The organism is Catellatospora paridis (genome assembly GCF_009720365.1).
Classification (GTDB): Bacteria; Actinomycetota; Actinomycetes; order Mycobacteriales; family Micromonosporaceae; genus Catellatospora; species Catellatospora paridis.
In genome coordinates this window covers 539,959-557,102 of the sequence record NZ_ML769316.1, presented here as the reverse complement: position 1 = coordinate 557,102, position 17,144 = coordinate 539,959, and the positions used below count along the sequence as shown (strand labels likewise).

The following is a 17,144-nucleotide window of genomic DNA, read 5'->3' as shown; positions in this document are numbered from 1 at the left end:
ATAGAGTTACGGCGGCCATGGCGGAGGGGAAACGCCCGGTAACATTCCGAACCCGGAAGCTAAGCCCTCCAGCGCCGATGGTACTGCAACGGGGACGTTGTGGGAGAGTAGGACGCCGCCGGACAAATATCGCTGTTCAAGGCCCACCCCCCAGGGGTGGGCCTTGACGCGTTATCCACACCCCTTTTCGGGCCCCTATCAGGGGCCCTTTTTTCGTGCCCGCCACCACGCCGGCTAGGGGGTGATCGCTGTTTCGCGTCGAAAACGCGGTCCAGCCGCATGTTCTGACACGAAACGGCGATCAAGAAACGGCAGCCGTCAGACCCCAGCCGCTGTGCCTGCACGGGGTGCAGCCTGCCAAGGTCATGCGACGGCTGGGGGAATCACGGTGTCGAGGATCGTGGTGGCGGTGTCGTGGTCTCCGGTGCGGTGTGCGTTGAGCAGCTGGGCGAACTTGTCGGCGTCGAGGATCGGCAGGCCGAGGTCGGCGGCCTTGGTGGCCTTGGATCCGGCTCCGTCTCCTACGACGACGAAGTCGGTTCTGGCCGACACCGAGCCCGAGGACTTGCCGCCGAGTTCTTCCACCGCCTCGTTGCCCTGGTTGCGGGTCAAGCCGGGCACGGACCCGGTGACCACGACCGTCATCGGGGTGCCGTCCGGGCGGCGCAGCGGCAGCACGGGGCCTTCGGCAGCGGTGTCGTCGGTGGCGGCGGCCGGGCCGGTGGGCTCGGTCATGTTGACGCCGTGCGCGGCGAGTTTCGCGATCAGCGGCGCTACCTCGGCGAGCTCGGCACTGATGACCGTCGCCCGCTCGATGCCGATGCCGTCGACCTGCTCCCACTCGGCCGGTGTCGCGGCGAGGACGGCGTCCATGGTGCCGAAATGGCGGGCGATGCGCCGGGACAGGGTGCGGCCGGTCATGCGGATGCCGAGGCCGGTGAGCACGCGCGACAGGGGCCGGGCCTTGGTCGCGGCGATGCTGTCGACCAGGTTCGTGGCCGACACGGTGCCGAGCCGGTCCATCGCCGCGAGGGTCGGCACGTCGAGTCCGTACAGGTCGGCGGCGTCGGTGATGTGGCCGGCGGCGAGCAGGGCGTCGAGGATCTTCTCGCCGAGGCCTTCGATGTCCATCGCGTCGCGGCTGGTGAAGTACAGCAGCGTGGCCTTCTCGCCGCAAGCGCGGCCGCGGGCGCAGCGCCACCGCTGGTTGCTGCGGTCGATGTCGCCGCCGCAGCGCGGGCACGACACCGGTGGGGTGTACGGCTCCGCGTCGGCGGGCCGAGCGTCGTGCACGGCGCCGGTGATCTCGGGGATGACGTCGCCGGCGCGGCGGACGTACACGGTGTCGCCGGCGCGGACGTCACGCCGCTGCAGGTCGGCGAAGTTGTGCAGGGTCGCGGAGGTGACCACGACCCCGCCGACCTGGACCGGTTCGAGCACGGCGACGGGGGTGATGACGCCGGTTCGCCCGACCTGCACGTCGATGCGCAGCAGTTTCGTGGTGCGGGTGTCGGCGGGGAACTTGTAGGCGATGCCCCAGCGGGGCGCCCGGGTGGAGTAGCCGGCCTGGGCCTGGTCGGCGGTGAGGTCGGCCTTGATGACGACGCCGTCGATGCCGAAGCCGAGGTCGCCCCGGCGTGCCCCGAGTGCGGCGACGGCCGTGGTGACCTCGTCGATGTCGGCGCACACGGTCAGCCTGGCGGACGACTGCGCGGTGGTGGCCACGCCGAGGGCGGCCAGGTGGGCGATCGCCGTGGAGTGGCTGTGCGCGTGTTCGTCGGGCAGGCCGGTCGCGGCGTACGCCATGAAGGACAGGGGGACGTCGTAGACGCGCTGTGCCCGCAGTGAGCCGGCGGCGGCCGAGCGCGGGTTGGCGAAGACCGGCTCACCGTGGGCGAGCCGCAGGTCGCAGCCCTTGGCGAAGTCGGCGTCGGTCATGTAGACCTCGCCGCGGATCTCGACGGTGACCGGCGCGGACAGCCGCGCCGGCAGGCCGGCGATCAGGCGGGCCTGGCTGGTGACGTCCTCGCCGGTGTAGCCGTCGCCGCGGGTGGCGATCAGGACGAGCCTGCCTTCGACGTACCGCACGGCGATGGCCAGCCCGTCGATCTTCGGTTCGACGGTGTACCGGGTCACCGGGCGGCCCACCGCCTTGTCGAGCTTGGCCGCCCAGTCGTGCAGGCCCGCGCTGTCGAAGACGTTGCCGATGCTGAGCATGGGCGTGCTGTGCTCGATGTCGCCGCCGGGCGTCCCGACGACCGCGGTCGGGGAGTCGTCGGCCCGCCACTGCGGGTGCTCGCGCTCGCTGGCCACGATCCGGGCGTACAGCGCGTCGTATTCCGCGTCGTCGAGCAGGGTCTGCTCGCCGGCGTAGTACGCGGCGGCGGCGCGGCGCGCCTGCGCGACGGCCGACCGGTATTCGTCGGGGCTGGCGTGCGGCCGGGCGTGGGCGGGGTCGACGATCGGGGCGGCTGCGGTGCCGTCGGCGGCGAGGTCGTCTTGCATGGTGCGTGCTCCTTCGTCCCGGCCTGCGTGGCCAGGCGGTACGCCGAAGGATAGTGGGCCGGTGTGACGGCCGTGCCGGTGCTGGTGGGGAGGCTTTCGGGGGATCGCGGACGCGGCTGCCGCCGGTTCGTCCAGGGTCGAGTCGTGTGCCGTATCCGGCATCCACGGCTGTCGCAACGGGTCAGGGGAGCCCGCGTCGATGCTGCTGCATTTCGCGCCGGGCGCGCCGCGCGAGGGCACTTCGAGGGCCTGCCGAACCTCGGCGCCATGACCGATGGGCAGCGGGCCGCGTTCTTCGTCGAGCACGACTCGTTCTGGGTGGAGTGAGGCGGCCGTACACGCCGACCGGATGATCGTCGGTACGCCCGGGTGAGGTCTGGTGCCGGGGGTGTCGGGCTTGTACATTCCGGAAATGACACCCGTCGCTCCGTCGCCGGTCGAGTCGGCTTCCGGTGGTTCACGGCTGATCAGCGGCCTGCTGCTGATCGCGGTCGTGGGTCTTGCCGTGCTGATCGTGCGGTGGCCGGAGCCGCCGCCGGACGTGCAGCCGCCATCCGTGCCGGGCGCGCTGAGCCTCGGCGAGACGACCTGCAAGTCGATCGCGTTGAGCTGGGCGGGGTCGACGGACGACCGCGATGTGACCGGGTACGAGATCCATCGCGACGGCCGGGTCGTCACCAGCGTCGGTGGCGGCGCGCGGTCCGTGGTGCTCGCAGACGTGCCCGCGGGCACCTGGAGTGTGCAGGTCAAGGCCCGCGACGAGGCCGGCAACGTGTCGCCGGCCGGCGACGCGGTGGCGGTGACGCCGCCGCAGTGCGGTTCGGATGCCAGGGCGCCCGGTGCGCCGGGCGGGGTCAAGGCCGCCGCCGACGGCACCACCGTGACCATGACCTGGGACGCCGCCACCGATGACGTCGGCGTCGCGGCGTACGACGTGTTCCGTGACGGGGCGAAGGTCGGCTCCGTCGACGGCGCCGGTGGCCCGCAGTTCAGCTTCGTCGACCTCGGCGTGCCCGCATCGTCCCAGCACCGCTACCAGGTCAGCGCTCGCGACGGCCAGGGCAACGCGTCGGCGCGCAGCGCCGGGGTCGACGTCACCGCGGGCTCGTCCTGCACGCTGCTGTGCGCGATCGCCCCGGTCGCCAAGGACACCGGTGTCGTCTGGGGCCTGGCGGAGCTGCCTGACGGTTCGGTGCTCTACGCCCGGCGCGACACGCACGAGATCGTGCGGATGGATCCGCGCACCGGCCAGGTCACCCCGCTCGGGGTGGTGCCCGGCGCGGTGAGTGTCGGCGGCGACGGGGGCTTGGTGAGTCTCGCCGTCGCGTCCACGTTCGCCAGGGACGGCTGGATCTACGTGCTCTACTCGACGGCGACCGACAACCGGATCGTGCGGCTGCGCCTGCAGGGTGGCGCGCTGAACGGCGGGTCGATGCAGTCGCTGGTCGTCGGCATCCCGCGGGGGAAGGTCCACAATGGTGGGCGGTTGCGGTTCGGCCGGGACGGCAAGCTGTACGCCGCCATCGGTGACGCGGGGAACCCGCGGCTCGCCCAGGACCAGCGCAGCCTTGCGGGCAAGGTGCTGCGGTTCAATCCGGACGGCACGGTTCCGGCCGGGAACCCGTTCGGCGGCTACATCTGGAGCCTGGGCCACCGCAATCCGCAGGGCCTGTCGTTCGACTCGCGGGGTCGGGCTTGGGTGCAGGAGTCCGGTGACGGGCTCGCCGACGAGACGAACCTGATCGTGAAGGGCGGCAACTACGGCTGGCCCGCCTGCGAGGGCACCGAGTCGAAGTCCGGCGGCGGCTGCGAGACGCCGGGCTTCGTCGCGCCGCGGCAGACGTTCTGGGCCGGTGAGGGCGCCTGCGGCGGGATGGCGTTCGTGCGCGACGTCGTCTTCCTCGCCTGTGCGGGCAGCTCGCGGCTGTACCGAGCCGATCTCGACGGCGACGGCCTCGCCAACGTGCAGGCGATGCTGGTCGGCGCGTACGGGCAGCTGTTCACGGTCGAGCCAGGATCGGGCGGCACGCTGTGGCTCGTCGGCGGCGACCCCACCGTGGAATCCGGTACGCAGTTCCTGCGGATCACGCTGCCGCCGCCGGCCTGACCGAGCGGCGGCACGTGGTCGGAGCAGTCCGGATAACGGGTTGATCTAGATCAAGCACGCATATCTTGGACAGCGTGACGGATGTGCCGCTGCGGGTGGGGTCGGCGTTCCCCGACCCGCCGTTCGAGGTGGCGGGGCGCAAGCCGGCGGGGTTCGACATCGACTGGATGACCGCGATCGCCGCCGAACTGGGGCGGCCGCTGGAGGTGCACCACTTCGACGGGTCGAACTTCGACGGGATCTTCGCCGAGCTGGGCCGGAGCATCGACGTGGTCGCCTCCGGGGCGACGATCACCGAATACCGCAAGACGCTGGCCCGCTGGTGCGACCCCTACCTGCGATCAGGGCAGAGCCTGGTGGTCGACGTCGCCGCGACTCCCGGCGTGCGCGGCTGTGACGACCTGCGGGGCCTGACCCTGGGCGTGCAGAGCGGCAACACGTCGCAGCCGGTGGCCGAGCAGCTGCTGGCCGCGGGCAAGGTCGGGGCGGTGAAGGCGTACGCCTACGAAGACATCCGCACCGCGCTCGACGACCTCGAACACGGCCGGATCGGCGCGTTCATGAAGCTGGAGCCCGTGCTGCGCCGGTTGATCGCCGACCGGCCGGCGCTGCGGATCGTGCAGACCGGGATCACCACGGAACTGCTGGCGGTCGCCGTCGCCCCGGACGATGCCGCGCTGGCGGACCAGATCGACGCCGCCCAGCAGGCACTGCGCCGACGCGGTGAGGCGGCCCGGTTGGCTCGCAGCTGGCTGGCCGACAGCGACCCCCGGGCCACGGCGGTGCTGACGTGATCCGGCTGGTCCGCCTGTTCACCGGGCCGGACGGGCGCTCCCACGTCGAGGAGTCGGCGATGCGCCTCGACGCGCTCGGACCGGACGCGGCCACCGGCTGGCTGGCGACCACCTCGGCCCGGTTCCAGCAGAGCCCGTCGGGATCGGAGCTGTCGTGGCACGACGCACCCCGCCGCCAGTACGTGGTGACCCTGACCGGGACGCTCGAGTTCACCACCCGCGACGGCGAGACGTTCCGGCTCGGCCCCGGCGACGTGCTGCTCGCCGAGGACACCACCGGCGGCGGCCACCGCTGGCGGCTGCTCGACGACCAGCCGTGGACCCGGGTCTACCTCCAGCTCCCGTGACGGGCGCTTCCGGGGATGTGAGGGCGGTGTGTAGGTAGCACGGGGATAGCGTGAAGAGACCGATCCGGGCGGGTTTCGATACCTAGCTTCTCTAGGTATGCAGACAGTGGATGTACTTGTCGTCGGCGCGGGCCTGGCCGGCCTGCACACCGCCCGCCTGCTCGCGCGACGTGAGCTGACCGTGCTGGTGGTCGACCGCCGCAGGTCGCTGTCGGCGGGCATCCGCACGACGGGGATCTTCGTGCGCCGTACCCTCGAGGACTTCGACCTGCCGGAGCACCTGCTCGGCCCCGGCGTACGGGACGTGCTGCTGTACCCGCCGTCGCGGCGCTCGCCGATCCGGCTGACCAGCGACCGGGACGAGTACCGCGTGGCCGACATGCCCGGCGTCTACGAGCACGCGCGCCGCGCGGCCGAATCGGCGGGGGCGCGGGTCGTGCTCGGCGTACGGTACGACGGCTCGGCGGCGGGTGTGGTGCGGCTCGAAGGCGCGGAGCCGGTGCGTGCCCGGTTCATCGTCGGCGCGGACGGCGCTCGCTCCCGGGTGGCCCGTGACCTGGGCCTGGACGTCAACCGGCGGCTCATCGTCGGTGCCGAACTCGTCCACCCGATCGCCTCGGGCAGCACCACCCCGGCGTTCCACTGCGTGCTGGACCCCCGGGTCGCCCCGGGTTACCTGGGCTGGGTCATCGACGACGGCCACCACGCTCATGTCGGTGTCGCGGGCTACGCCGACGCGATGCGCGCCGGGGTGCGGCACCTGCTGGACGAGTTCGCCGCCGACGCGCCCGGCCGCACCGCCCCGACCGGCCCGGTCGAGCGGCGCGGCGGCCCGATCCCGGTCGGCGGGGTGCTGCGGCGGCTTGCGTGCCCCGCCGGGCTGCTCGTCGGCGACGCCGCCGGCGCGGTGTCACCGCTGACAGCGGGCGGGCTGGACCCGTGCCTGCGGATGTCGGAACTGGCCGCGTCCGTGGCCGCCGGATACCTGCGCACTGGCGACGAGTGGCAGCTGAGCCGGTACGACGGGGCGGCGCTGCGGAGCCGGTTCCGCGGCCGGTTGCTGCTGCGCCGGGCGTTCGCCGGGATCCGGTCCCCTGCGGCGGCCGAGGCGGCGATCGCCGCCCTGCGCGTCGGCGGCGGTCGCGCCCTGGCGGCGCGGGTGCTGTTCGGCGACGGCTCGTTCCCCGACGCCGAACCGCGGCTCGCAGGTCGGGCAGTCGACCACTACGCCGCCGGTGGCGCGGGCTGACGTGCCGAGCCGCCAAGCGCCCGTGCCAGCATGGCCGGCGTCGGTTGGTCCTATCCGCACAAGCCCGTTGCTGCGAATGTGAGCGCCCGGTGACGGCATGCATGCCGCTGGCGCTGGCATACCACCTGGGCACCGAGGGGAGCGGGGACGCGACGGTGAGCCTCAGCTTCAACATCGACGCGGATGTGCCGATCGCCTACGGCTACGACTTCCTCGCCAAACCGGGGACCGCCGTGCAGCCGCACGGGAAGTCCTTCTTCGATGAGAAGACCGTCCAGCTCAAGCCTGGCGAGGAGCAGGATTTCAGCATCTACGTCGCCTCGTTGCGCAGGCCTTACCCGTTCGACATCGCGTTGGATCTGACCGTCGGCGGCAAGGCCGAGGTGCAGTTGCTGCGAAACGGTGCCGTGCCGTGGCGGTTCGCTCCGAACCCGTGTCCGAACACTGCCCAGCGGGCCGCGCTGGCTCCGGCGGACCTGACCTGGATGCGTGAGCAGGTGTTCCAGAAGGCCCTGCGTCGCACCGGCGCGCCCAACGGGGACATCACGGTCATCTCCGAGGAGGACCCGAAGAAGGTTTCCGGGCCGTGTAACGCTCTTTAGCCCGCACCCCGTATGGCCGCGAACCGCGGCACCCCCGCCGGTGATCGTGACGGTCAGCGCTGCACCGGGCGGCGGACCACGGCTCGGTCCATGATGTTTCGGCAATGAGGCGGCTTGACGGGCTTGCTGGGACTACCGGGCGTCGCGCCGACGACGCGCGCGCTCGAACTCGGCCACATCCGACATCCAGGGACCGTGCTGTTCGAGTGCGGCGCAGCCGCCGCGGACGAAGGCGCTCACCAGGTTCCGGTACCCGCCGATCCCGTCGACCAGGCTGTACTCGACCCGGTACTGCGGATCCGACCCGGCTTCCCCATGTCGCACCGTCGTGATCCGGGCGATGGAGTCCGCGTAGAAGTGCAGCTGGATCCCCTCGCCCATCTCCTCGTCCTCGATGGTGAACACTTCGTTGTCCCCAGCAGAGCGATCGGCGACGAACTCCCAGAACTCGGCGGAGGCGGTGCGAGGACCGTCCCGTAGCCACTTCTTCTCGCCACCCTTGTCATCGGTGAACGACAGGGCCGTCTTTCTCGCACTCTCACCGAGGTCGGCGTGGTCGTCGGCAGCCTCCTCGTCGTCTTCCACCGGCGTGCTCCTGGAGCGGTCCGCAGCCTCCGAGCACATCAGGAAGCTCACCGTACGCACCGCGTCGTCGACGAGTTCGGGGTATGCGCGCCGCACGGCCGCGTCGACCGTCGCCGCCATCCGATCCCGGTCGCGCTTGTCCGTGGCCCGGTTTCCCCGCCGCGGATCGAGGCCGATCCGCATCCCGGCGCACGCCTGCTCCGCGGTGGCGATCACAAGCATGACCTGCGGCAGCAGCGCGGGGTCGACGGCATCGGGCATCCGCCTCGGCACCGTCGCGCCATGCAGATACTGTCCCGTGTACCTCAGAATCGCAGTGTCGAGCGGCCCGAGGACTGTTCCGCGCTCGGCGCGACGGCGGTCCGCGCGATACTCCTGGGCACGTTTCTCGTTCGACGACTCCGTCGCCGCGCGCATCGCCGCGCAGACCTGACCGCGCTCAAGTAGATCGATGTCGGCACCATGGGCGATGAGCCGACTCCTGTCCCACCGGATGCGCCCGAAGAGCGCGTCGACGTCCGCGGGCGAAGAGAGCAGAACAGCGTCCAGGAGCGCGACGGCAGCGTTCTCGTCGAGCCGGCCCCGGGTTCCGGCGGCGTCGCACAGCGCAAGGACCGCACTCCACAGCAGCAGGTGTCTGGCCAGGTCCTCTCGGATCACCGCAAGATGGGCTTCCCCGATCGGGAACGTGAACGTGCGAGGCTCATGGTTGGCGTCGGCCCCGGCGGCGAGCATCAGCTTCAGCTCGCCGTCCTCGCGGATCACGTTCGGGATCCAGCCGCTGCGACGCGTGAAAACGATGTCTCTCATAGCTCAGGCTTCTCGAGAACGGCACCGGCTGGACATGGCCGCCTCGGCTCCACGGCGAGCATCACGGCGATGTCGCAGCCCACCCTGTGCCATCTGGTCACGACCACCGTGCACATTCGACGTCGAGGCGTGGGTCGGTGCGCACCCAGACTTCGCCCGTGGCGGCCCCGGCGGGGGCGTCGACTCGTTCGAGACCGAGGAATTCGATCAACTGGAGCAGTTCGGCGCGTTCGGCTCGGTCATCGTCGACGTCATGCGAGTCGAAGAAGACGTAGTACTGGTCACTCGGGTCCACAATGCCCGAATCTGCCCAGATCCTGGCGACTTCTTCGATTGCCGCTGCTTCCGTCGTGAACGTGGCGGCGCGGGCGGCACCGCGGGTCTCCGGTGACGCGTCGAGGTCGGCAAGGTCGGAGAACCACTGGCCGAAGCGGTCGAGGCCGGCATATCCGTTCTCGAAGAACAGCATCGCGCTCGGAAGGTAGCGGTTGCCCCTGTCGACCTGGAGGTGTTCCGACCGAGGCTGGTCCGCGTCCTTGATCCGGGAGATCACACCCAGCCGGGGCATGAGCACCAGACTCTGCCTCGCCGGTTCATCCTTGATGGTGTAGGTGTCAGACTCTCGACCCCGGAAGAACGCAGAGAACGCTACGTAGGCCTCCTGAGCGTCGCCCACGGAGACTTGTTGGTCGTTGCCGTCACCGACAGCGAAGACGAACTGCTTCGGTCCGGGACTGTAGGGGCGGGCCATGTGCGTCCTTCGTTCACGTGCGATAGCTGCACCAGTGTAGTGGATCAGGGCGACATGCCCGCGGCCCTGATCACAGGCGCATCGGCCCAGCCGATCGGCCCTGCGGCGCCGGCACTCGCCGACGGGCTGGTCAGCGCAGGCGTTCCACGGTGACCGGGATCAGGCCCTGGCTGCGGGAGTCGGTGCGCAGGCGGCACAGCAGCGGTGCCAGGGTGTCGGCCGACGTGTCGTCGGGGCGGTCGGTGGCCAGGTCGACGGCCCAGGCCAGGCCGCTGCCGATGCGGCGCAGCGTCCAGGTCACGGTCTGCCCGTCCAGGGTGCGCCGGGTGCGCCCGGCGATGCGGTTCGCGGCGTCGTCGGCGCGGTCGAACGGCTGCATCCGCCAACCGCTGCGCAGCGCCGCCAGACCCGGTTCGAGCAACTCACCTGCGAGCAGCACCCGGTAGATGCGGCGTTCGGCCGTGGCCTGTGCGGGCACCAGGTTCAGCGGCGCGGCGACGGGCAGGTCGAGCCGGTCCAGGAAGTGGCGGCGCAGTTCCGGCTCCGGCAGCAGTTCGCCGCCGCCCAGCAGCCGGTACGCCGATTGCGCGCCGGCTCGGGCGACGGGAGTCACCCTGGCCTGCAACCGGGCGTCGTCGCGCAGGCCACGGCTGAACGCGGCAGCGCTCCACCAGGTGCCACCGGCGGTCCAACCCGCACTGTCCAGGGCGGACGTGGTTCCGTCGGGTCGCAGCACGAATTCCTCGACGACGATGCCTTCGGGCGGCAGCGCGCGTTCGCGGGCCCGGATGTTCGGGAAGACCACGTAGTAGTCGAGCTGCTCGGCGACATCGACGGCGGCATGATGTGCAGCGCGGCTCATGGACTCGATGGTGCCGCTGCGGGCGCGTGACGGCGGGGCTGACACGCCGTGGGCGAGGTGTCAGATATCGACCGTTGACATAATGCCTGGTGGGGGAGCGGGGCCGTCGTGATGCGACAGCCCCGCTCCCGTATTGCGGGTCGAGAACTCAGCACCTGGTGATGGTCGAGTTGTTCAGGGTGATGCCGGAGATGGTCAGGTTGTCGGCGCAGGGGTTCTCGACGATGCGGTTGTTGACCAGCGTGAAGTTGCGCAGGGTGATGTCGCGGTTGCCCGCGAACTCGGTGCGTTCAGCCAGCCGCACTTCTCCGCCGCCGCTGATCGTGCCGCCGTTGGCGGCGATGTTCACGTTGTAGCAATTCTCGATCAGGATCGCGTTGTTGCCGGTGCTGGCGATGTCGACCCGGTCGATCGCCGCGCCGCCGCTCTCGGATACGCAGAAGATGCCGCGGCCGCCGCCGCGGGCCCGGACGGTGCCGACGCGGATGCTGGTCGAGTAGCTGGAACCGATCCGGCCGTTGCGGTTGGCCATCCGGAACGCCGCGTAGCCGGTGCCCGCGCCCGCGTTCTCGGCGTCGACGGTGCCGACGGTGGCGTTGACGGTCTGGTTGAGCAGCAGCCCCGATTCGCCGACGTTGCGGGCGGTCACGGTGCCGACGGTGAGGCCGTCGACGCCGTACGTCTCCACGGCGTGCGAGCTCGCGCCCGAGACGTACACGTTGTCGATGCGCACGTTGCGGGTCCACTGGCTGGTGTCGCCGCGGTTGTCGATGCGCACGCCGAGGCCGGCGGACAGTCTCATGTCGATCTGGCCGAGGACCACGTCGGTGACGTTGCGTATGAAGATGCCGTACAGCGGGGTGCCGGTGAGGTTGAGGTGCTGGACTTCGACCTGGGTGGTGCCGCGGGAGTAGATGGGGGCCTGGTCGCCGCTGCCCGTGCCGGTCACGTTGATGGTGCCGCACACGTCGATCGTGGTGTAGCTGGGCAGCGAGATGCGGGCGTTGGCGCTCATCGACCCGGAGCCGCGGACGACGACGCGCTGCTTGGCCGTGCGCCCGGCGGTCAGGCTGTTCACGGCTGCCTGCACCGCGGCACGCAGGTCGGTGCCGGTGTAGACGGTGCTGCCGCCGTTGCGGGCGGTCCAGGTGGATCCGCTGAGCACGGCCTCGGCGTTGAACGAGCCGCTGCCGCATCCGGTGCCGCCGCCGGTGCCGAGTTTGACGAGCTGCCACTGCTGGTTGTAGCCGTCGAGGTCCTGGTACTGCGAGATCATCGCGCCGTCGGCGGTGGACCAGCTCCACACTTCGAGGGCTTTGCCGCTGTGCCGGCTGATGAAGCGTACGCGGCCGCCGGCGGAGTCGCTGATGCCGAAGTGCTGGCGGGTGTTCCCGCTGACGGCGGTGTTCTGCGCGAGCTGGACGCCGTCGTTGGCGTTGGGCAGCTCGAGGACCTTGCCGCTGTGCACGGACCGGATCTGGTAGTAGCCGCCGCCGACGTCGACGAAACGCCATTGCTGCACGGCCAGGTCGTTGCGGGTGAACTGGTTGACCGGCGCGCCGTCGGCGGTGGACCAGTTGAACAGGTCCATCGCCTTGCCGCTGTTGCGGTTGACGAGCACGTAGACCGCGCTGGTGTCCACGGTCGCCGCGTTCGCCGCCTGGCTGGTGGTCAGCGTGCCGGTGATGGCCAGCAGTGCTGTGGCGAGCACGGTCAGCAGTGGACGCCACCGGCGTCCGGGTCGGGTGCGTCCGTATTCGGGCCGCATGTGTTTCCTCCTCCGTCGAGACACGTCGAGACGCCGCCCGGAGGCGAAGACGCGGCTTCGCCGGCGCCACTAGGGGAAAGCGCTTTCCTCTGGCGAAGGTTACGGCTGGGAGTTATGGATGTCAATGCCAACCTTGCCCGCATCGTCCGGGTTGACCCCGTCGATGTCAGCCCTTAAGTTTGTTAATACGATAAACTTAAATGCGTCGCCCCGGTGAATCCCGCCAGGTCGCACCGGTCCGGGCCAAGGCCGCACGCAGTGCCAGCGCGTCGACCGGTCGGACACCCCGGCGACCGACTCAAGAAGGGTCACCAGTCATGCGCAGACGCACCTCCGCCGCCGCGGCCGTCACGGCGGCCGTCCTGGCCGCCGTCGGCACCGGCGTGCTCACGGCACTTCCCTCGTACGCGGCCACCGGCTGCCGCGTCGCCTACACCGTCAGCAACCAGTGGCCGGGCGGCTTCGGCGCCTCCGTCAACGTCACCAACCTCGGCGACCCGATCAACGGCTGGACCCTCGTCTGGTCGTTCGCGGGCGGCCAGCAGGTGACCCAGTACTGGAGCACCGCGCTGACGCAGAGCGGGTCGCAGGTCACCGCCCGCAACGTCGACTACAACGGCTCGCTGGGCACCGGCGCGAGCACGTCGTTCGGCTTCAACGGCTCGTGGACGGGCAGCAACCCCGTGCCCACGAGCTTCACCCTGAACGGCGTCGCGTGCACCGGCGGCGTCTCCGGTTCGCCCAGCCCGACCCGATCGGTCACGCCGTCGCCGTCGCGCTCGGTCACTCCGTCACCGTCACGGTCGGTGACCCCGTCGCCGAGCAGTGGCACGCCTGGTGTGCCGTCGGACGCGGTGTGGAGCGCATCGGGCCAGTGGGACACCTGGACCAACAACGGTTACACCGTCTACAACAACATCTGGGGATCCGGCGCGGGGTCGCAGACCGTTTGGGCGCGCTCCGGCACCAGCTGGGGTGTGATCGCCAACCACCCGCGGACGTCGGGCGTGAAGTCCTACCCGCACACCGTCAAGGGCTCGGTCAACCGCACCGTCAGCTCGATATCCTCGATGACCAGCTCCTTCAACGTGAGCGTGCCCGGCAGCGGCGACTACTCCACGACGTACGACATCTGGGCCAACAACTGGGCCTACGAGGTGATGCTGTGGCTGAACTGGAGCGGCGCGGTCGGCCCGATCGCCGAGCAGTACGACGCCAACGGCGCGGTGCCGGCGTTCCGCAACGTCAGCCTGGGCGGGCACACCTGGAACATCTACCGGGGCTCCAACGGCGCCAACGCGGTGTTCTCGTTCCTGCGCACCAGCAACACGAACTCGGGCACGATCGACATCCGCGCCATCCTGAACTGGCTGCGGACCCAGGGCTGGTGGGCCGATGTGACCGTCGGGGAGGCCCAGTTCGGCTTCGAGATCAGCGGCACCAGCGGTTCGTCCGCGTTCACGGACAACAGCTTCTCCATCGCGTGGAGCTGACTACCGGCAAGCCCTCCGCATGAAGCGGTGTCCGCCCGGTTCGCCGAGCGGACACCGCGATCCGGGTGACCGCGTCTTACCTCGCACCTGGGCGCGTGTTGCGCGTCGGGTCAGCGGATGAGCAGGCGAGCGAGATCGGCCGCGAGTTCGGCAGTGCCCGCGGCTATGAATGTTCTACGAGTGCTCATCGCTTTGGCGATGTCGTCGAGGTGGGAAAGCCGGTAGTCGAGCGGAAGCGGATTGCCGTCGAGGTCGGTCACGGTGCCCCCGGCCGCATGAAGAACGTAATGGCCGGGGGCCAGATCCCAGATCGCGAACCCCTTCGCAAATTCGATCATGGCATCGGTGAAGCCGGCTGCGACGTGACAGAGCCCTACTGACCCGAAGTCGACGCCGACCCTCCCCTTGGACTCGCCCGCTGCGTTGGGCTGAGCGAGGGCCTCCAGGAGGCGATGCTGCTGGGCCAGCCGGGTAAGGCGCTCGGATGGCTTCATCAGGAAGTTGGTCACTATGGAGTCGGTCAGCTGACGCGTGCGACGGTTGCCGAGCCGATGCACGTCGCCAGCGGCCGTGATCAGGAACGCGTGATCCTCGGCCCCGTCGTACGCGGCGACGTAGAGCTGGACATGGTGGAAGATGTCACCGATCACGGCCGCGACCGGGCGGCCAAGGGAGCGCGAGTATGCCAGGACATGCGTGTAGCCGTTGAGGCCCCGCACTGCCAGTTCGCTGGTGTCCAGGGGGTCGACCAGAAGGCAGAGGTCGGGGTCGGGGTCCACGCCCACGATCTGCGGCTCGGCTTCCTCCGAGGCGTACACAAAAGTTTGCAGATGTTGTTGCAGCAGCACCTGATAGCGGTCGTGCATCCAAAGATCGTGCTCGGACAGGAAGTTGTCGGAGTGTCGGGAGTTCTCGCTCTCACCGGCGTCGCCGGTCAGCGCTGCCCGCAGCAGCTTCGGCCTGATATCGGTCATGGCCTGGACAACTGCATCGGCAAGCTGGCGACCGAGCTCGGGGATGTTCTCGTATCCGGCCATCGCGATCCTTCTCGCTAGCGGAGACCAGACGAGGACCATTGACCGGCGAGGCGTATCGCGAGGCCCTGAACGGTGGCGATATACGTTCGCAGACTACCGGGCGGACATCGCCAACGGGCGGAACGTGGCGCACATGCGTGTCGTAAGACAAAAGGCAGGAGAGCGCTCGCTCCCTGCCACTCTTAACTTATACCGCAATGGGGGTCTTGCCGCAAGACCCGGGTTGTGCCGCAGAATGTCCGGCTGAAGCCAGAACCTGTGCAGATCAGGGGTTCATGGAGTACGCGTGCGCACGTCGTGCGCCGGGGACTTCACGATGCCGCTGGCCGGGTTGCGACATGGGTGGAAAGTGGGGGTTCATGATCGACGTGATCATCGCCGGCGCCGGACCGACGGGGCTGATGCTGGCCTGTGAGCTGCGGCTGCACGGCGTGCAGGTGCTCGTGCTGGAGAAGGAGGCCGAGCCGGCCGCGTTCGTCCGCGCGCTCGGTCTGCACGTGCGCAGTATCGAGGTGATGGACCAGCGGGGTCTGCTGGAGCGCTTCCTCGCCAACGGCAAGCAGTATCCCCTCGGCGGCTTCTTCGCCGGTATCGACAAGCCCACGCCCAGCCTGGACACCGCGCACGGCTACGTCCTCGGCATCCCGCAGCCCGTCAGCGATCACCTACTGGCCGAGCGCGCCGCCGAACTCGGCACCGAGGTGCGGCGTGGCTGCGAGGTGGTGGGGTTGAGCCAGGACGAGCAGGGGGTGAGCGTCGACCTGGCCGACGGGACGCAGCTGCGTTCGCGTTATCTGGTCGGGTGTGACGGCGGCCGCAGCACCGTACGCAAGCTGCTGGGTGTCGGCTTTCCGGGCGAGCCGTCCAGGAACGAGACGCTGCTGGGCGAGATGGCGGTGGGGGTGCCGGCCGAGGAGGTGGCCGCCGTGGTGGCCGAGGTCCGCAAGACCCAGAAGCGGTTCGGTCTCGGGCCCTTCGGGGAGGGGGTGTACCGGGTGGTGGTGCCGGCCGAGGGGGTGGCCGAGGACCGCTCGGTGCCGCCGACCCTGGACGAGTTCAAGCAGCAGCTGCGGCTGTACGCCGGCACCGACTTCGAGGTGCACTCGCCGCGCTGGCTGTCGCGGTTCGGTGACGCCACCCGGCAGGCCGAGCGCTACCACGTCGGGCGCGTGCTGCTGGCCGGGGACGCGGCGCACATCCACCCGCCGACCGGTGGGCAGGGCCTCAACCTCGGGATCCAGGACGCGTTCAATCTCGGCTGGAAACTGGCCGCCGAGCTGGACGGCTGGGCGCCGGAAGGGCTGCTGGAGAGCTACCACGCCGAGCGGCACCCGGTGGCCGACGACGTGCTGAACAACACCCGGGCGCAGATGGAGCTCATGTCGACCGAGCCGGGTGCGCGGGCGGTGCGCCGGCTGGTGTCGGAGTTGATGGACTTCGAGCAGGTGAACCGGCTGCTGATCGAGAAGATCACCGCGATCGGGGTGCGGTACGACTTCGGCGACGGGCACGAGCTGCTCGGCCGGCGGATGCGCGACGTCGAGCTGAAGGGCGGACGTCTGTACGCGCTGATGCACGGCGGTCGCGGGCTACTGCTCGACCAGACCGGCGGGCTCTCGGTCGCGGGGTGGGCCGATCGGGTCGACCACGTCGTCGACGTCAGCGAGGAACTGGACGTGCCGGCTGTGCTGCTGCGGCCGGACGGGCACGTCGCCTGGGTCGGTGACGACCAGCAGGACCTGCTCGACCGGCTGCCTCGCTGGTTCGGCGCGGCCGTCGCCTGAGTACGGGCAGGTGCTCGGGCCGGTGTGGCACCGCACCGGCCCGGTCGCCGGACCCAACGAGCCGTGCACAGCCGGTGGTCGCGTGGGCGTGGCGATCGCCATCGTGACGATTAGGATCAGATGGTGCTGAAAGGAGTGAACCGGGCTGTTCTGCGCCTGCGGGCCGGGGTCGGGCTGATCGTCGTCTCCTGGTTGCCGATCGCCCAGGTCGTCATCTGGACGGCGGGCCTGAGCGGGCACGCCGCGGATGACACCCGCCTGTGGATCTGGTCCGTGCAGTGGCTCGTGGGCTTCGTCGGGCTGGCCCTGGCGGGGGTTGCGGCGAAGACGGCCATCAAGGCCGCGGGCTGGCGCAAGCTGCCCCGGACGCTCTGGCACATGTTCTGGACGGGTCACGCCGGGCCGGCTCCGCTGTCGCCGATGGACGTCCCGCCCCCGTGACTGCCACGG

Annotated in this window: 15 protein-coding genes and 1 rRNA gene; 10 read left to right on the top strand and 6 right to left on the bottom strand. The window is 70.1% G+C overall.

All coding sequences use genetic code 11. From position 1 onward, the window contains the following. Positions 1-7: 7 nt before the first annotated feature. Positions 8-124: ribosomal RNA gene (rrf, locus tag F9C41_RS18055) — 5S ribosomal RNA — on the top strand. Between the two features lie 239 nt (positions 125-363). Here the strand turns inward: rrf and ligA are convergent. Then, positions 364-2,505, bottom strand: coding sequence for an NAD-dependent DNA ligase LigA (gene ligA, locus F9C41_RS18050; protein ID WP_155387960.1), 2,142 nt, complete (start codon positions 2,503-2,505; stop codon positions 364-366). A gap of 63 nt (positions 2,506-2,568) precedes the next feature. On the opposite strand from ligA, the gene F9C41_RS41330 reads away from it, so the two are divergent. The 6 genes from F9C41_RS41330 (at position 2,569) to F9C41_RS18020 (ending at position 7,604) form a co-directional block, all read left to right on the top strand. Then, a complete protein-coding gene (locus F9C41_RS41330) occupies positions 2,569-2,832 on the top strand; it encodes a hypothetical protein (protein ID WP_230689706.1) in 264 nt (87 codons plus the stop codon). An 85-nt stretch (positions 2,833-2,917) separates the two neighbouring features. Beyond that, complete coding sequence (locus tag F9C41_RS18040; RefSeq protein WP_155387959.1) at positions 2,918-4,612, top strand: PQQ-dependent sugar dehydrogenase; 1,695 nt, start codon at positions 2,918-2,920, stop codon at positions 4,610-4,612. Between the two features lie 74 nt (positions 4,613-4,686). Next, a complete protein-coding gene (locus F9C41_RS18035) occupies positions 4,687-5,406 on the top strand; it encodes an ABC transporter substrate-binding protein (protein WP_230689705.1) in 720 nt (239 codons plus the stop codon). Then, complete coding sequence (locus F9C41_RS18030) at positions 5,403-5,753, top strand: cupin domain-containing protein (RefSeq protein WP_155387957.1); 351 nt, start codon at positions 5,403-5,405, stop codon at positions 5,751-5,753. Before F9C41_RS18035 ends, F9C41_RS18030 begins: the two co-directional genes overlap by 4 nt. A gap of 97 nt (positions 5,754-5,850) precedes the next feature. Beyond that, a complete protein-coding gene (locus F9C41_RS18025; protein WP_155387956.1) occupies positions 5,851-7,002 on the top strand; it encodes an NAD(P)/FAD-dependent oxidoreductase in 1,152 nt (383 codons plus the stop codon). A gap of 101 nt (positions 7,003-7,103) precedes the next feature. Beyond that, positions 7,104-7,604 (top strand): hypothetical protein, encoded by a 501-nt coding sequence (locus tag F9C41_RS18020; RefSeq protein ID WP_155387955.1) that lies wholly within the window; start codon positions 7,104-7,106, stop codon positions 7,602-7,604. Between the two features lie 132 nt (positions 7,605-7,736). Here the strand turns inward: F9C41_RS18020 and F9C41_RS18015 are convergent, their stop codons facing one another. The 4 genes from F9C41_RS18015 to F9C41_RS18000 form a co-directional block, all read right to left on the bottom strand. Continuing rightward, positions 7,737-8,999 carry a DUF6357 family protein gene (locus F9C41_RS18015; RefSeq protein ID WP_155387954.1) on the bottom strand — a complete coding sequence of 421 codons (1,263 nt, stop codon included), beginning with the start codon at positions 8,997-8,999 and terminating at the stop codon, positions 7,737-7,739. 97 nt (positions 9,000-9,096) lie between these two features. Continuing rightward, the gene (locus tag F9C41_RS18010) at positions 9,097-9,750 is read right to left on the bottom strand and encodes a hypothetical protein (protein WP_155387953.1); all 654 of its coding nucleotides are present in this window, start codon (positions 9,748-9,750) and stop codon (positions 9,097-9,099) included. A gap of 130 nt (positions 9,751-9,880) precedes the next feature. Further along, positions 9,881-10,612, bottom strand: coding sequence for a hypothetical protein (locus F9C41_RS18005; protein ID WP_155387952.1), 732 nt, complete (start codon positions 10,610-10,612; stop codon positions 9,881-9,883). A gap of 148 nt (positions 10,613-10,760) precedes the next feature. Next, complete coding sequence (locus tag F9C41_RS18000) at positions 10,761-12,380, bottom strand: RICIN domain-containing protein (protein ID WP_155387951.1); 1,620 nt, start codon at positions 12,378-12,380, stop codon at positions 10,761-10,763. Positions 12,381-12,697: 317 nt separating this feature from the next. Between F9C41_RS18000 and F9C41_RS17995 the strand changes: the two genes are divergently transcribed. Next, a complete protein-coding gene (locus tag F9C41_RS17995) occupies positions 12,698-13,873 on the top strand; it encodes a glycoside hydrolase family 12 protein (protein WP_155387950.1) in 1,176 nt (391 codons plus the stop codon). Between the two features lie 110 nt (positions 13,874-13,983). Here F9C41_RS17995 and F9C41_RS17990 read toward each other — a convergent pair whose 3' ends face one another. After that, the gene (locus F9C41_RS17990; protein ID WP_155387949.1) at positions 13,984-14,910 is read right to left on the bottom strand and encodes an inositol monophosphatase family protein; all 927 of its coding nucleotides are present in this window, start codon (positions 14,908-14,910) and stop codon (positions 13,984-13,986) included. Positions 14,911-15,269: 359 nt separating this feature from the next. Here F9C41_RS17990 and rox point away from each other — a divergent pair, with 359 nt between their 5' ends. Together rox and F9C41_RS17980 are read left to right on the top strand one after the other, a co-directional pair. Then, positions 15,270-16,694 (top strand): rifampin monooxygenase, encoded by a 1,425-nt coding sequence (gene rox / locus F9C41_RS17985; RefSeq protein ID WP_155387948.1) that lies wholly within the window; start codon positions 15,270-15,272, stop codon positions 16,692-16,694. A 123-nt stretch (positions 16,695-16,817) separates the two neighbouring features. Beyond that, entirely contained in the window at positions 16,818-17,135 is a 318-nt protein-coding gene (locus F9C41_RS17980; RefSeq protein WP_155387947.1) for a hypothetical protein, read from the top strand. Positions 17,136-17,144 lie beyond the last annotated feature (9 nt).

Coding starts and splice junctions, on each gene's coding strand:
- F9C41_RS17990 (WP_155387949.1), bottom strand. CDS start 14,910: ATGGCCGGATACGAGAACATCCCCGAGCTCGGTCGCCAGCTTGCCGAT.
- F9C41_RS18010 (WP_155387953.1), bottom strand. CDS start 9,750: ATGGCCCGCCCCTACAGTCCCGGACCGAAGCAGTTCGTCTTCGCTGTC.
- F9C41_RS18020 (WP_155387955.1), top strand. CDS start 7,104: ATGCCGCTGGCGCTGGCATACCACCTGGGCACCGAGGGGAGCGGGGAC.
- F9C41_RS18040 (WP_155387959.1), top strand. CDS start 2,918: ATGACACCCGTCGCTCCGTCGCCGGTCGAGTCGGCTTCCGGTGGTTCA.
- F9C41_RS18000 (WP_155387951.1), bottom strand. CDS start 12,380: ATGCGGCCCGAATACGGACGCACCCGACCCGGACGCCGGTGGCGTCCA.
- ligA (WP_155387960.1), bottom strand. CDS start 2,505: ATGCAAGACGACCTCGCCGCCGACGGCACCGCAGCCGCCCCGATCGTC.
- F9C41_RS18005 (WP_155387952.1), bottom strand. CDS start 10,612: ATGAGCCGCGCTGCACATCATGCCGCCGTCGATGTCGCCGAGCAGCTC.
- F9C41_RS18025 (WP_155387956.1), top strand. CDS start 5,851: ATGCAGACAGTGGATGTACTTGTCGTCGGCGCGGGCCTGGCCGGCCTG.
- F9C41_RS17995 (WP_155387950.1), top strand. CDS start 12,698: ATGCGCAGACGCACCTCCGCCGCCGCGGCCGTCACGGCGGCCGTCCTG.
- F9C41_RS18015 (WP_155387954.1), bottom strand. CDS start 8,999: ATGAGAGACATCGTTTTCACGCGTCGCAGCGGCTGGATCCCGAACGTG.
- rox (WP_155387948.1), top strand. CDS start 15,270: ATGATCGACGTGATCATCGCCGGCGCCGGACCGACGGGGCTGATGCTG.